Annotated in this window: 14 protein-coding genes; 3 read left to right on the top strand and 11 right to left on the bottom strand. The window is 63.1% G+C overall.

Translation table 11 applies throughout. From position 1 onward, the window contains the following. Position 1: 1 nt before the first annotated feature. The 4 genes from ACNQPL_RS21930 to ACNQPL_RS21915 form a co-directional block, all read right to left on the bottom strand. Positions 2 to 904 (bottom strand): dihydrodipicolinate synthase family protein, encoded by a 903-nt coding sequence (locus ACNQPL_RS21930; protein WP_416467901.1) that lies wholly within the window; start codon positions 902 to 904, stop codon positions 2 to 4. A gap of 73 nt (positions 905 to 977) precedes the next feature. Further along, a complete protein-coding gene (locus tag ACNQPL_RS21925) occupies positions 978 to 2,306 on the bottom strand; it encodes an MFS transporter (RefSeq protein WP_416467900.1) in 1,329 nt (442 codons plus the stop codon). Positions 2,307 to 2,489: 183 nt separating this feature from the next. Continuing rightward, positions 2,490 to 3,809: an NAD(P)/FAD-dependent oxidoreductase gene (locus ACNQPL_RS21920; RefSeq protein WP_416467899.1), complete on the bottom strand. Its 1,320-nt coding sequence runs from the start codon at positions 3,807 to 3,809 to the stop codon at positions 2,490 to 2,492. A 61-nt stretch (positions 3,810 to 3,870) separates the two neighbouring features. Further along, the gene (locus ACNQPL_RS21915) at positions 3,871 to 4,587 is read right to left on the bottom strand and encodes a GntR family transcriptional regulator (protein ID WP_416467898.1); all 717 of its coding nucleotides are present in this window, start codon (positions 4,585 to 4,587) and stop codon (positions 3,871 to 3,873) included. A 290-nt stretch (positions 4,588 to 4,877) separates the two neighbouring features. Here ACNQPL_RS21915 and ACNQPL_RS21910 point away from each other — a divergent pair, with 290 nt between their 5' ends. Further along, positions 4,878 to 5,219 carry a DUF2892 domain-containing protein gene (locus ACNQPL_RS21910; protein ID WP_416467897.1) on the top strand — a complete coding sequence of 114 codons (342 nt, stop codon included), beginning with the start codon at positions 4,878 to 4,880 and terminating at the stop codon, positions 5,217 to 5,219. Positions 5,220 to 5,268: 49 nt separating this feature from the next. On the opposite strand, the gene ACNQPL_RS21905 is transcribed toward ACNQPL_RS21910, so the two are convergent. Together ACNQPL_RS21905 and ACNQPL_RS21900 are read right to left on the bottom strand one after the other, a co-directional pair. Then, positions 5,269 to 6,477: a hypothetical protein gene (locus tag ACNQPL_RS21905; RefSeq protein WP_416467896.1), complete on the bottom strand. Its 1,209-nt coding sequence runs from the start codon at positions 6,475 to 6,477 to the stop codon at positions 5,269 to 5,271. A 41-nt stretch (positions 6,478 to 6,518) separates the two neighbouring features. Beyond that, on the bottom strand, positions 6,519 to 6,968 hold the full coding sequence (locus ACNQPL_RS21900) for a YcgN family cysteine cluster protein (RefSeq protein WP_387528705.1): 450 nt from the start codon (positions 6,966 to 6,968) through the stop codon (positions 6,519 to 6,521). A 145-nt stretch (positions 6,969 to 7,113) separates the two neighbouring features. Between ACNQPL_RS21900 and ACNQPL_RS21895 the strand changes: the two genes are divergently transcribed. After that, positions 7,114 to 7,707: a nitroreductase family protein gene (locus tag ACNQPL_RS21895; RefSeq protein WP_416467895.1), complete on the top strand. Its 594-nt coding sequence runs from the start codon at positions 7,114 to 7,116 to the stop codon at positions 7,705 to 7,707. Positions 7,708 to 7,837: 130 nt separating this feature from the next. On the opposite strand, the gene ACNQPL_RS21890 is transcribed toward ACNQPL_RS21895, so the two are convergent. The 5 genes from ACNQPL_RS21890 to ACNQPL_RS21870 form a co-directional block, all read right to left on the bottom strand. Beyond that, the gene (locus ACNQPL_RS21890; RefSeq protein WP_416467894.1) at positions 7,838 to 8,770 is read right to left on the bottom strand and encodes a D-2-hydroxyacid dehydrogenase; all 933 of its coding nucleotides are present in this window, start codon (positions 8,768 to 8,770) and stop codon (positions 7,838 to 7,840) included. A 78-nt stretch (positions 8,771 to 8,848) separates the two neighbouring features. After that, on the bottom strand, positions 8,849 to 9,142 hold the full coding sequence (locus ACNQPL_RS21885) for a YcgL domain-containing protein (protein ID WP_416467893.1): 294 nt from the start codon (positions 9,140 to 9,142) through the stop codon (positions 8,849 to 8,851). After that, positions 9,139 to 10,272 carry a ribonuclease D gene (gene rnd, locus ACNQPL_RS21880; protein ID WP_416467892.1) on the bottom strand — a complete coding sequence of 378 codons (1,134 nt, stop codon included), beginning with the start codon at positions 10,270 to 10,272 and terminating at the stop codon, positions 9,139 to 9,141. Before rnd ends, ACNQPL_RS21885 begins: the two co-directional genes overlap by 4 nt. A 103-nt stretch (positions 10,273 to 10,375) precedes the next feature. Continuing rightward, positions 10,376 to 12,013, bottom strand: a complete 1,638-nt coding sequence (locus tag ACNQPL_RS21875) for a phosphoethanolamine transferase (RefSeq protein WP_416467891.1) — start codon at positions 12,011 to 12,013, stop codon at positions 10,376 to 10,378. 165 nt (positions 12,014 to 12,178) lie between these two features. Then, positions 12,179 to 12,544 (bottom strand): 5-carboxymethyl-2-hydroxymuconate Delta-isomerase, encoded by a 366-nt coding sequence (locus ACNQPL_RS21870; protein WP_346611678.1) that lies wholly within the window; start codon positions 12,542 to 12,544, stop codon positions 12,179 to 12,181. 115 nt (positions 12,545 to 12,659) lie between these two features. On the opposite strand from ACNQPL_RS21870, the gene ACNQPL_RS21865 reads away from it, so the two are divergent. Beyond that, positions 12,660 to 12,896 (top strand): YdcH family protein, encoded by a 237-nt coding sequence (locus ACNQPL_RS21865; RefSeq protein WP_346612064.1) that lies wholly within the window; start codon positions 12,660 to 12,662, stop codon positions 12,894 to 12,896. Positions 12,897 to 13,010: the final 114 nt, after the last annotated feature.

Raw genomic sequence — 13,010 nt, 5'->3', positions numbered from 1 at the left:
TTCAGGCACCTCCCGTGATCTGTGCGATGTTGCGTTTGAGGTCGCTGACGACGCGCTCCAGCGCCTGCTTCTCGGCAGCGTCCAGCTCGGACAGCGGCTTGCGCACCCCACCGCTGCTCAGGCCGTTGAGCGCCACGCCGTACTTGATCGACTGGACGAACTTGCCACCTTCGAGGAAGTCCATCAGCGGCATCATGGCGCCCATGATGCGCCGGCCCTTGTCGAAGTCCTTCTCGATCACGCAGGCCTCAAACAGGGCCACGTGCTCGCGCGGAATGAAGTTGGAGCCGGCGCAGACCCAGCTCTGTGCGCCCCAGGCGAAGAACTCCAGGGCCTGGTCGTCCCAACCGCACGACAGCTGGATGTTCGGGCGCTGGATGGCCAGGCGATGCAACTGGGCCATGTCACCGGAGCTTTCCTTGATGGCGACGATATTCTTCACATCCGCCACGGCATCGAAGAACGCCTCGCCCATGCTCACGCTCATGCGGCCAGGGTAGTTGTAGAGCATGATCGGCAGGCCAGCGGCGGCGTCGACGGCTTTGACGTGCTGGGCGATCTCTTGCTGGGTTGGCAGGGCGTAGGGTGGAGTGCCCACCAGCAACGCGTCGGCCTGGATTTCCTTGGCGTGCTTGGCGAACGCCACCGCGTCTTCGGTACGGATGCCACCGGTGCCGACGATCAGTGGCAGGCGGCCGTTGAGCACGTCCTTGGCCTGGGCGGCCAGCTCGATACGCTCCTGGGTGGTGTGGGCGTAGTACTCGCCGGTGGAGCCACCGATGATGACACCCTGGATTTTCGACTCGACCAGGTATTCGAGGACTTCAGCGAACGCCGCCTTGTCGATCGAGCCGTCCGCAGCCAGCGGGGTGATTGCCGGGGTGTAGATGCCTTCGAATTTCACGGTAGGTTCTCCAGTACGTTGATCAATCATGTAAAAGCCACCGCGGATCGACGCGGCGGCAGGTTGCAGGGGCTCAACCCAGCGAGGCGGCCTGTTGCAGGTTCAGCGAACGGGTTTCCGGGGCCAGGGCGATGGAGAAGGCCAGGCCGACGAAGGTGACGGCAGCGGCGGCATACATGGTTGCGCCGATGCCATAGCTGTCCAGGGCGATGGGGACCAGCCAGGTGCCGACCGCAGCACCGACCCGCGACATGGAGGTGCCCACGCCCACCGCACCGGCACGGATTTCAGTGGGGAACAACTCGTTGGGGTACACCAGCTGCAGCACCTGGGCACCACCGATGAACAGCGCATAGGCACCGAACAGCACCAGGATGAGCATCTCGTTACTTTGGCTGAAGACCCCCAGGCCGAGCAGGGCCAGCCCCGACCAGAAGAAGCTGTGCAGCAGCGTGGTGCGCCGGCCGATGGTGTTCAGCAAGCGGGTGCCGATGATGCAGCCGACCACGAACAGGCAGGTGATCGCCACCGACCCGATCGACGCCCAGTCACCTTTGAGGTTGAGTGCGCCCAGGACCTTGGGGGCGAAGGCATAGACGGCGAACACCGGGATCACCGAGCACGTCCAGAACATGGTGACGAACAACATGCGCTTGCCGTAGCCGGAGTGCAGCAGGCTGAAAAACGACAGCTTGCGGGTCTTCGGCTCCTCCGGCAGGTTGTGCAGCGAGAAGTCGTTGCCGTACACGGCCTTGATCACCTGCTCGGCTTCGGCCGAACGGCCCTTGCTGATCAGCCAGCGTGGCGACTCGGGCGTGCCCAGGCGGATGGCGAACAGCAACGTGCCGATCACTGCGGCGCTGGCCAGCACCAGGCGCCAGGCATCGTCACCGCCGTGACGCAGGATGGCCTGGCCGATGACGTAGGCGGTAGCTGCGCCGGCGAACCACAGCACGGTCAGGGTGGCCAGGCGTGGGCCGCGGTTCTTCCTGGGCAGGAACTCCACCAGCAGCGACGTCGCCACCGGGTATTCGATGCCCACCGCGATGCCGATGGCAAAGCGCAACAGGAACAGTGCCAGCGCCGACTCCACCCAGAACTGCGCAACCGAGGACAGGATGAACAGGGTCGGCCCGACGAAGAACACGCGCTTGCGGCCGAAGCGGTCGGTCAGCCAACCGCCGAAAAAGCCACCAAAGAAGATGCCGATCAGCGCCGAGGCGGCGATCATGCCCTGCCAGAAGCTGGTCAGGTTGAGGCCTGCGGACATCTGCACCATGGCCACGCCGATGATGCTCAAGATATAACCATCGACGAACGAGCCGCCGCCTGAGCGCAACGTCAGCCATTGGTGAAAGCGGTTGATCGGTACATCTTCAATCGAAATATTCGGACTTTTCATTGTTGTTCCTACCATTTCATTTACATGCACGTTTTCAAGGCGAGCGCGCCCGCGAAACTGAAAACCTCTTCAGCCCCGGGTGAACGGACAGCGCGTCTCGATCATCAATTTCGGGCAAAGCGAGCCCGTATCGGTCAAAGACGACCGACTTCAAATGTTCAATGGCCTAACTTGTGTAACGGATCAGCTTTCTCTTCCTGCGCGCATCTGCCCCCACTTCAGGTTGGCGTTCAAACCCAAGGAAACCAAGGGCTGCGGTGGGTTCGCACAAGGCCCGGGGGCATTGAGCAGAAACTCGATGAGTTCGTTCTTGTCACCGGCCAACCAGTCGCCCAGCAACTTGCCGGTGACCGTACCGCGGGTAACACCGAGGCCGTTGCAGCACAATGCGCCCACTACATTCGGTGCCAACTTGCCGAAGAAACCCATGTGGTTGCGCGACAGTGCCAATGCACCGCCCCAGGTATATTCGAAGTTCACCCCGGGCAACATCGGGAAGCGCCGGGCGAATGATTCACGGTGGCGTTGGACGAAGCGTTCCAGGTACTTGCGGTTACTGCGCCCATCGGGGTTGTAGCTGAAACTGTTGCGGATCAGCAGGCGGTTATCGACAGTGCGGCGCAGGGTAGTGCCGAACGGGTCTGCCGGGATCACGCCCCAGTTGGCTTTGCCACCCAGGTGCGCCTGTTCGTCTTCGCTCAGCGGGCGGGTGATGCTGGCGTAGGTAAACACCGGCAGCATGCGGCCCTTGAGAAAGCCGAAGCTCATGCCGAAGGCGTTGGTGGTGAGCACCAGCTTGTCGGCCGTGATCGACCCGTTGGCATGGCGCAGCACCACCTTGTCACCGTACTCGACATCGTTGATGGGGGTGTTTTCGTACAGGGAGACGTTGCTCGGCAAGCTGTGGGCCAGGCCTTTCACCAGTGCCGAGGGCTGCAGCAGCGCCGTGCCGGGGGTAAACAGGCCCTTGCGGTAGAAGTGCGTGCCGATGTGGTCCGGCAGGTCGTGGCCTTCGATCACCTCGTAGGCCTGGCCGAGCTTGTCCAGGCCACGGCGGTAGGCATCCAGCACGGCAATGCCGCGGTCCTCGATGGCCGCCTGGTATTTGCCACAGTGGCGGAACTGGCACTCGATGCCATGGCGCTCGATCAGCTCCTTGAGGTAGGACTGCCCACCCAGATTGAGCTTGAGCACGGTCCTGGCGATACCAATGTCACCGATGTAGTCCTCGGCGCCGATGTCATGGGGCAGGTCGATGGCGAAACCGGCGTTGCGCCCCGAGGTGCCGAAACCGACCTCCTGGGCCTCGACCAGCACGATCTCATCGTCGGGGAAGTTCGTTGCCAACTGGCGCGCCGCAGCCAGGCCGGTGAAGCCAGCGCCCACCACCACCCAGCGCGCGTGACTATGGCCAATATGGGCCGGCCTTGGCCTGCGCGGTTGGCTCAGGTGGTACCAGCCACAGGTGGCATCATCGGCAGGTAACGAACTTATTCTTGTCATGTCACTAACCTGGGTCGTGTTGTTGACTAGCGGTCAGCGCCCGTGGCGCAACCTCTGGAACTCATATCTCAATAGGCACATCCAGCCCTTGTGGCGCGGCGTATTCGGCCATGCGCCGGCGCGACAGCTCGAAGTGTTCACGCACCAGTTGCCCGGCGGCCTGCGGGTCGCGGCGTTCGATGGCCTGGATCATCTGGTCGTGCTGCTCGCAGGCGACTTCGAGGTCACGCTGCATGTCATCGGTGGTCGGGTGGCGATAGAAAATCTTGCCCAGCCGGGTATGGTCGATCAGCAGGCGCCGCAGGCTTGGCATCAGGTAGTCGTTGTGCGCCATCTTGCCGATTTCCAGGTGGAAGGCGTCGTTGTAGAGCACGCGGTTTTCCACATCACGCTCTTCGATGGCCTGGCGGAACAGCGCCTGGATGGCTTTGAGTGCTTCGATCTCGGCTTCGCTGGCATAGGTGGCGGCCAGCTGGGTAGTGGCGATATAGATAAGCGGCGCGGCCACGTAGAAGCTATGCAGCGATGCGTGGTTCATCGCGGCGACGCGAGGGGCGCGATTGGCTTCCAGTTCGATGTAGCCTTCGGCGGCGATCTGGCGCAGCAGCTCTCGTACCGGAGGGCGCGACAGGCCGAACTCGTCGCACAGGGCCAGTTCGTCCACCACTGCGCCTGGGGCCAGTTCCATGCTGAGGATTCGGCGGCGCAGCGCTTCGGCGAGAACGGCCTTGCGGTCCTGCGGCACCTCTGCACTGACGGGTTGGACGGTGGCTTTCATGGTGGCCTTTGTTGTTGTCATGGCGCTGTGTCTACTATTTGTATAACGACTATATGGCACTGTTAGACAATGTGTCTACAGCATTTTCGATGAGCGGTGGAATCTGCAGAAGCCCCATATTCAAAGGGCTTGAGCGCAGTTCAGGGGTGAGATTAAACACCCTTGAGGCTGCATTGCCAAACCGGACAGGTAGTTGTCCAGACAAGACAAACCCGCCGCCCGGCAATGCCGACTGAACGGTGGGCGCCGCCCATGGGTCAGCTGCTTACACTTCACAAGGAGGGCTTGCCATGCTCGATATTCATTCCACTTCGGCATCACAGGAACACAATGTTCAGGGCCTGGAACGGGTCGGATCGCTGGCCGGCGGGGCGTTGATGTTCACCAAAGGCTTGCGCCATGGCGGCCTGATCGGGCTGCTGCAGATGGTGGTGGGCGGTATTGCGGTGGCACGAGGCGTCAGCGGGCATTGCTCTACCAAGGCCTGGTTTCAGCAACACCGCCAGGAATATCACCGTCTGCGTTCAGACATCGAGCGCAGTGCCGGGGAGCTGGAGGCGCTCAAGCGCAGTGCCGAGGCGGCTACGCGTGGGGTGACGGTGACGGGCAAAGATCCGTTGACCGGTAGTTGATGGGTTATTTGTACCGGCCCCGTCGCGGGCCGGTACAGCCACCAGAGAACTAGCGCAATGCCTTGCTCTGCAACACCTCGGACCGCCGCCCCAGCACACTCTCGCTGATCTGCACGAACTCATCGGTAGTCACTTTCGGCAAGCGCATCAACGCCTGCGTCACATCATCCAGCGATCGCTTGGCCTGGGTGTGGATGCGGATTTCCTTGTCCAGCGCCTGCAGCAGCAGCACCCCACGCGCCACCTGTGCCGGCCCCACCTGCTCGCCGCGCAGCCGAGTGACCTTGGCGCCCTGCTTCTGCAACCGCGCCTGCCACACCTGGTATCGATCGTCGCTCACGCCCCCGGCGCGGCGCAGCAGTTCGTTGGCGTAATATTCGGTGAGGCTCTGGCCTAGCCAGCCACTGTCGGCACTCACGCGGATCTGCGCAAACAGCTGGACCAGCTCGCGCAGCAGCGGGCTGCTGCCGCTCTCGCTGATCATGGGCCGGCCGCTGTGCAGGTAAAGCGAGCCCCGCGCCGACATCGCCCCACGCCACATGCCGTCGCGGGCACCGACCAGCAGCAGCTTGGGCGGATTGCGCGGGAACACGGCCTGCAGGTGCGGCCATACGAAGGTCAGCAAGGTCAGGTTGTCCATGCGGCGCATGCCCTGCCCTACCGGAGCCGCTACGGTCACCTCGGTTTCGCCCAGGCGTGCACGGCGGCTGCCGAGGTCGCCTGCAAGCATCCAGCCGGTCGGGCGGTCGAACAGGCGCGAAACGTTGTCGATGCGGAACTTGTCCTTGCCGATACGCGGCCAGGAGGTTTCGATGCTTTTCCAGCCCTCGGGCAAGTCGACCGACAGGCGCGCCACCAGTTCGGTGCCGTCTTGCTGATCGAGGCGCGCCGGCGGCACCAGCTGGTCGCCCATGAACAGGGCCCAATGGGGCGTGATACGCGAGGAATAGGCGCCGCTGCGCAGCGTCTGGTCCAGCTTCACCCGGTAACTGAGGCTGGTCTTGCCCGCTGCCGGGCGCCACACGCCCCGCTCGCCCTGCGCCTGCCATTGGCCATCCGCCTGGAAACCGCTGTAGGCGCCAGCCTTGCCCAGGTCGAAGTCGAGGCTGCGTACGGCGCTGCCATCAGCCAGGGTCAGGCGCACTTCGGCCTGGCCGTTGGCGGGCAACAGGCGCACCTGATAGTCGAGGTCGACCTTTTTCGCCCAGGCCGACGAGCAGGCGACAAGGCCCAAAAGCAGCAACAGCTGGCAACGCATACAGAAACTCCTTGTTTCCCAGAGGCGACGGACTGTGCCGCTCAGCTGGCGCGAAAGATCAGGTGGTCTTCCCAGTCGTCTTCATCCACGTCCTGCTCCCTGAGCATACGCCCCGACTGGGAAATGCGCTGCTCATGCACTTGCTGGCGGTCACCGCAGACCAGGTGGTGCCAGGCCGGCAGGTCCTTGCCCTCGCTGACCAGGCGGTAGCCACAGGTGCTCGGCAGCCATTTGAACTGGTCGGCCTTGCCTGGGGTGAGCTGGATGCAATCGGGCACTTCGGCGAACCGGTTGGGGTAGTCGCTGCACTGGCAGGTGTTCATGTCCAGCAGCTTGCAGGCGATGCGCGTGTAATAGACGCTGTTGTCGTCCTCGTCCTCGAGCTTCTGCAGGCAGCACAGGCCACAGCCGTCACACAGCGACTCCCACTCTTGCGGGTCGAGTTGTTCGAGGGTCTTGCGCCGCCAGAACGGCGCGCTTTCAGCGATCATCACACGGGTTTCCTGCAGTCATCTTGAGGCCGCGGCGCGCGGCGGCGCCAGTCTAGAGCCTGGCCTTCGGCAACGCCAGACCGCTTGTCAGTCCTGACCGGACGCAGTAGCGTGCGGTCTTTCCCCTCCACTGGCAGGAGCAGCCATGAGCGCCACCCCCCGCATCGCCGATTACGCCATCAACGAACAGTTCATCAACCGCTGGTCACCCCGCGCTTTCACGGCCGAGCCGATCAGCGAAGAAACCCTGTTGAGCTTCCTCGAAGCGGCCCGCTGGGCGCCGTCGGCCTACAACTCGCAACCCTGGCGCTTCCTTTATGCCCGGCGCGATACGCCGAACTGGGAGCGTTACCTGAGCCTGCTGGTGCCGTTCAACCGCAGCTGGGCGCAGCAGGCATCAGCGCTGGTGCTGGTGATTTCCAAGACCACCTTCGCAGCCCCAGGTGCCAGCGAAGAAAAGCCTGCCCTGTGGCACACCTTCGACACCGGTTCCGCCTGGGGCCATCTGGCGCTGCAGGCAAGCATCAGCGGTTGGCACACCCACGGCATGGCCGGGTTCGACAAGGCCCTGGCGCGCAGCGAGCTGAAGGTGCCGGAAGGCTATGAGCTGCATGCCATGGTGGCGATCGGCAAGCTGGGCGACAAGGCAAGCCTGGACGAAGGCTTGCAGGCCCGCGAAGTGCCAAGCCCGCGCCGGCCGCTGAGCGAGCTGGCGGCTGAGGGTGATTTCAGCCTGTAAGCCTTGTTGTGGCTTTGCTGGCCCCATCGCCGGCAAGCCGGCTCCCACAAGTACCCCGCCGATGTTGAGGCCTGCGCAGTACCTGTGGGAGCCGGCTTGCCGGCGATGGGGCCGGCAAAGGCACTACCCATCAATAGCCCCTGGTGAAATCCACTTCACCCCGCATCCCCTGCCCTCCCTGGTATGCCCGCTCATTCTCGACAAACAACCGCACCATTGCCGCCGGTGAGGTGGGCGCCGAGCTGTGCCCGGTGAGCAGCAAGCCCCACGCCGTCCAGAACGGGTGGCGCTGCGGCAGGGGTTCCTGCCGGCACACATCGATTACCGCGCCCGCCAGGTGCCCCTCTTTCAAAGCCTCGACCAGATCGGCATCGACCACCGCCACCCCGCGCCCGGCATTGATGAACAGCGCGCTTGGCTGGAAGCACTTGAACAGTGCGGCGTCGTACAGGTCATGGGTGGCCGGCGTATCCGGCAGCAGGTTCAGCACGTAATCGACCTGCCCGACCATCCGCGGCAAGTCAGCCAAACCGGCCACTTCAACAAACGGCGCCTGCTCGCGGGCGGTGCTGGCGATGCCATACAGGGTCACACCAAACGGTGCGAGAAACTCGGCCACGCGCTGGCCGATATCACCGGTGCCGACGATCAGCACTTTGCGCCCCTCAAGCGAGTGCCCGGGGCGCTCGTCCCAACGGCGTTCGACCTGGCTGACCAGGCGCGACAGTACTTCCCGCTCATGCCCCAGCATGTAAGTGAGCATGTACTCGGCCATCACCTGGCCGAAGATACCGACCGCGCGGGTCAGGCGGTATTCACGGGGCAATCCCTCGGCCAGCAACGGTGTGATACCGGCCCAAGTCGATTGCACCCACGCCGGCGTGTAACCCTGGCGCAGCAGGCTCGCCAGCAAGTCCGGCTGGCCCAGCCAGATCGGGCACTGCGGCGCCTGCAGGGCCAACTCGGCGGAATCGCCACTGGTCAGGATTTCCAGGTCCGGGGCCGCTTCGGCCAGCAGGCGGGCGTAGGTGGCATGATCCTGCTCAGCGATCAGAACGCGCATCAAAGTAACAACCTTGGCAGACAACGAAGGCGGCCCGCCATGCGGGCCACCTGGGCATGTGAGGGGACCGGGGCTGGGTCAGACCGGGTCGTTGCGGCGCAGCAGCTCTTCCGGCAGGTGCTCGATGTACTCGTCTTCGGCCGGTGGCATCTGCAGGTGGTAGCCCTGGTTTTCCAGGTTATCCAGCACCTTGGCGATGTCTTCGCGGGCCAGCGTGCGCTCGGGGGTCAACACCAGGTCGAAGGCGTGCACGGGCTTGCCGAAGAACGGCAGCAACGCCTCGGGCACCCGCTCCAGGCCTTCGGCCTTGAGCACGTAGAGGTACATTTCGTTCTTGCGGGGGCTCTTGTAGATCGAGCAGATACGTTTCATCGGGTTTCTCCGGCGCCTGCCAGGTCATCCAGCAGGGCCTGGCCCATCCGCTCACGGCGCCAGCCGCGCAGCGAATCGGGCAATTGATAGGGGCCATTGGGGTAGCCGCTTTTCAGCAGCGCTTCCAGGGCTTTCTTGCGCAGCATCAGCTCTGGGGCGATGCCAAGGCGCTCGCCTTCGGCCTGGCCGATGGCGCGCAGGCGCTTGAGGATACCGGCGGCTTCGATCGGCAACGGCTCGGGCAGCGTGGCCGGCCATTGCTCAGCCGGCTGGCTGGCAGCGCGCTTGATCAGCTCGATCAGCACGGCGCCGTCCTGACGAATGGTGCGCGGGTGCATTTCTTCGATCTTGGCCAGCGCCGCCAGGTTGTCCGGCTGGCTCTTGGCCATTGGCCACAGCGAGTGTTCCTTGAGGATGCGGTTGCGCGGTACGTCGCGGCTGCGTGCTTCACGCTCGCGCCAGGCGCACAGCTCGCGCAGCACCGCCAGCTGCTGGCGGCCCAGCTTCCAGGCCAGCTTGACGTCGCGGTACAGGGTTTGCGGGTCGACTTCACGGCGCAGCGCCGCGACCAGTTCGGCGCCGTCTTCCAGCACCCAGGCGTACTTGTCGTCGGGCAGGCGTGGGCGCAGGGCCGAGAACAGCTCGGCCAGGTGCACGGCGTCTTCGGCGGCGTAGCTGACCTGGGTGTCCGACAGCGGGCGCTGCAGCCAGTCGGAGCGGGTCTCGCCCTTGGGCAGCTCCAGGCCAAGCACTTCCTGCACCAGGCGCGAATAGCCCATGGAGAAGCCCAGGTTCAGGTAGCCGGCGGCAAGCTGCGTATCGAACAGCGGCTGCGGCAGCTTGCCGGTGAGGCGCAACAGCACCTCGAGGTCTTCGCTGCAGGCGTGCAGCACCTTGACCACGCCGGCGTCTTCGAGCAGTTGGCCCAAAGGCTGCCAGTTGCCGATCAGCAGCGGGTCGATCAGGAAAGCCCGCTCGCCGTCGCCGATCTGGATCAGGCCGGCTTTCGGGTAGAAGGTGTCGACCCGCATGAACTCGGTATCCAGCGCCACAAAGGGCAATTGGCGCCACTTCTGGCAGAGTTCGGCCAGGGTCTGGTCGTCACGGATCCAGTGTATTTCGATGGCCACGAGGCTCTCCCACAAACATTGGCGCGCAGTATATACGGCGCGGGCACTGCGGGTGAAACCTGGCGACCGCCGCGCCTGCAAGGATATTGAAAAGCGTAATCGATCAGCGCTTGGCCGCCAGCCATGGGCGGCAACTGGCGAACATGTCCAGCGACTGCTGGTAGACCTGGGTGTGCACCTGCAGCAGGCCCAGCATGGAGTGGAACAGGTTGTCCTGCGACAGCGGCGCATCGCTGAGCCTGGCCAGGCAGTCGGTGTCCAGGCCGAAGTCTTCCTTGTAGCTGTCGGAGAACCAGGTCAGCAGCGGCACGTGTTTCTGCTGCTCCGGGGCAATGGGGTACGGGGTACCGTGCAGGAACAGGTTGTACTCGCCCAACGACTCACCGTGGTCGGAGAGGTAGATCATCGCCGTATCGACTTTGTCCTGCTTGCTGCGCAGGGTGTCGATCAACGCCGCCAGCACCTTGTCGGTATAGGCCAGCGTGTTGTCGTAGCCGTTGATGATGTCCTGTTCGCTGCACTGGTTCAGCGCGTTGCTCTGGCACACCGGGGTGAAGCGCTCACTGCCATGGGGGTAGCGCTTGAAATACTCGGGGCCGTGGCTGCCCATCTGATGCAGCACCAGCACGGTGTCTTTGTCGAGGTTGTCGATCAGCTCGCCCAGGTCCTGCAAGAGGATCTCGTCGTGGCACTCGCCATTGGCGCACAGCGCCGGGTCCTTGAGGTTGCTGACATCGATGAACTGCACCCGGTCGCAGGTGCCCTTGCAGCCCGACTGGTTGTCGCGCCACTGTACCGCCAGGCCGGCACGCTGAAGAATGTCCAGCAGCCCCTCGCGGTTCTTCGCCACACGGGCGTCGTAGTCCTTGCGCGGCATGCCCGAGAACATGCAGGGCACCGAGACTGCAGTTTCAGTACCGCAGGAATGCACATCGGAGAACGCCAGCAAGCCTTGCTCCCTGGCCAGATTGGGTGTGGTATCACGGCCATAGCCCAGCACACCGAAATGGTCTGCCCGTGCACTTTCACCGACCACCAGCACGGTCAGCGACTTGCGTTCGTGGTGCTGCCAGGCGGGGTCACGCTTGGCATCGGTGCCGTAACTCTGGAAGGGCCGGGCCGCCGTACCGACACGCTCGCTGACATAACCAATGGAGGCGCCGACGATGTTGCTGGGGGTGAGCATCAGGCGCAGTTCGTGGTGGTTGCGAAACAGTGACGACAGCCCCTGGTAGTTCACCAGTGCTACCGAGCCCAATGCCACCACGCAGGCGCCGCTGACCACCAGTTTGCCAAGCACCTCTCGGTGCCAGGCACGGTAGGCAATGGGGGCTTTCCACAGCAATACAGACGGTAATACACCAAGCAGCAATATATAGGCGGCAAACTTCAGCGAAAGCAGATCACGCACTTCCGCCACATTGGTTTCAGCCATATTGCGAAACATACCGGCGTCAATAAGTACGCCGTATTGATTCATGAAATAGGCCACGCCTGCGCCGCTCATGAATAACAGGATCAACAGCGGTTTCAACACATAGCGAAAGGCACACAGCGTCAGCACCAGGTTGAACGCGAACAACATCAATGCCGCAAACGCCAGGCTCAGCCACAACCCAGGCAAACCGCTGGGTACCACCTGCTGCAGGTGCTCCCAGAGAAACACGTTGAAGCCAATCAGCAGGTACACGCTGGCCAGCAGCGTGACCCATTCGGTCCGCAGCGATTTGAAGTTGATCATGGGTGTTCTTGATCCAGAGTGGTTATTACCCCCGGCATGCACGGCACCGTGGGAAAGTTGCCGCAACTCTAGAAAGCACACCATCAATTTTTTGTGAAAAAGACGCCAACGAATTAGTGAACAGGCGTCTTCATACCGATGGATTCAATTTCGTTCAGCGGCCATTCAGCCGGGAAGACGAAGCTTGGCGTAAGGCTCGCGGTCAATATCCTGCACCTCGACACACAACTGAAGGTCCAGCCCCTGTTGCTCTGCAAGGGTTTCGCGCAGCACCGCAAGCAAGCTGGCCGACAACTGCTGCTTCACCTCGGGCGAACGCCCGCTGAGGATGGCCAGGCGCACATGGGCAAACGCCCGCTCACCCAGCCCGGTGCCGACCCGGTAATGGCTGAACACCTGGGCACGGCTTTTGATGTCCGCCTCGTCAGCGAACTGGCCGCTGCCGAACAGGGCATGGTTCAGGCGCAGCAGCAGCACGTCGACGTTGAGTGCGCGCAGGTTGTCGCTGTATTCCAGGTTCAGGTGAGGCATGGCACAGGTTCCAGGCGTTGGGGAGATCGACAGCCTACCCCAGTCCCCTACCCGCGCAAAGGCGGCTATCCTCAAAGGTCAGGACCTTAACGACAACCCTGACAGAGGTGAAGAAATGCCAGTTCCGCATGATCTGCTCGCTGACTTGCACGTTACCGCTGATGCATTCCAGGCACTGATAGACAAGGACCACACGCTGCATGCGTTGCACAAGGAATACAACGCCAAAGACAAGGAGGTGGTCGCCGCCGAGGGCAACGGCACCAATGATGACGCCGTCAACCGCCTGCGCAAGGAGCGCCTGCTGATCAAGGACAAGATCGAGCGAATTATTCATCCGCCGAAATCCTGATGGGTTTCTGCTGACACAACCGGCCTCTTCGCGGGGCAAGTCGGATCGCCGCACCGCCGCTCCCACAGGCATGTCACACGTCTCGAAGACTGTGCTGATCTTGTGGGAGCGGCG

Source organism: Pseudomonas sp. LFS044 (assembly GCF_047978245.1).
In the GTDB taxonomy this organism is placed as follows: domain Bacteria; phylum Pseudomonadota; class Gammaproteobacteria; order Pseudomonadales; family Pseudomonadaceae; genus Aquipseudomonas.
Note: the sequence above shows the minus strand (reverse complement) of the source record. Positions and strands in the feature narration are given on the sequence as shown.